At 68.1% G+C, this 766-nt stretch carries 1 protein-coding gene; it reads left to right on the top strand.

Features of this window, described 5'->3' with window-relative positions; genetic code table 11:
- The coding region (locus AOK24_RS51085; RefSeq protein ID WP_276206852.1) for a sigma factor-like helix-turn-helix DNA-binding protein at positions 1-365 on the top strand (365 nt) is incomplete at its 5' end.
- Positions 366-766 lie beyond the last annotated feature (401 nt).

The raw sequence follows: 766 nt of genomic DNA, 5'->3' as shown, positions 1-766 counted from the left end.
CCGAGCGCGTCGTCGACGTCCTCGACTGGGCCCGTGACCCGGTCTCCCTCAACATGTCCGTGGACGACGAGGGGGAGACCCAGTTCGGCGACCTCCTGGAGGACACGTCGGCGGTGAGCCCCGAGCAGTCCGTCCTGACCCTGCTGCGCAGCGAGGAGCTGGACGGCCTCATCGACCGCCTCGACCCCCGCACCGCCTCCATCATCAAGATGCGGTACGGCATCGAGGACGGCCGCGAGCGCACGCTGACCGAGGTCGGCAAGGAGCACGGGCTCACGCGCGAGCGCATCCGGCAGATCGAGAAGCACGCCCTGCTCGAACTGAAGAAGCTCGCGCGGGACACGGGCTTCGAGGCGGCGGCTTAACTCGCCCGGAGCCGGGCAGGACTGAACGCCCGCGCGGACAGCCGGAGTTGGCTTTCAGGCCACAGCTTGCTCGCCCCTGGCGAACATCGCCCCTCCCCGGCTTCAACCACCGATTCCAAGGGAACAAGTCTCCAGGGAACGGGAGTTCACCCCCACGCACGAGAAACCTCGCACCCCCCGCACCCGTTGACCCCCCAACAGAGACCACGTCCCGGCGCCGGGGGGAGTGCGTCGGGACGTGGTCTCTGTTGGGGGGTCAACGGGTGCGGGGGGTGCGAGGTTTCTCGTGCGTGGGGGTGAACTCCCGTTCCCTGGAGACTTGTTCCCTTGGAATCGGTGGTTGAAGCCGGGGAGGGGCGATGTTCGCCAGGGGCGAGCAAGCTGTGGCCTGAAAGCCAACT

The organism is Streptomyces niveiscabiei (genome assembly GCF_001419795.1).
Taxonomy (GTDB): Bacteria; Actinomycetota; Actinomycetes; order Streptomycetales; family Streptomycetaceae; genus Streptomyces; species Streptomyces niveiscabiei.
This window is presented reverse-complemented; position numbering and strand designations above follow the sequence as displayed.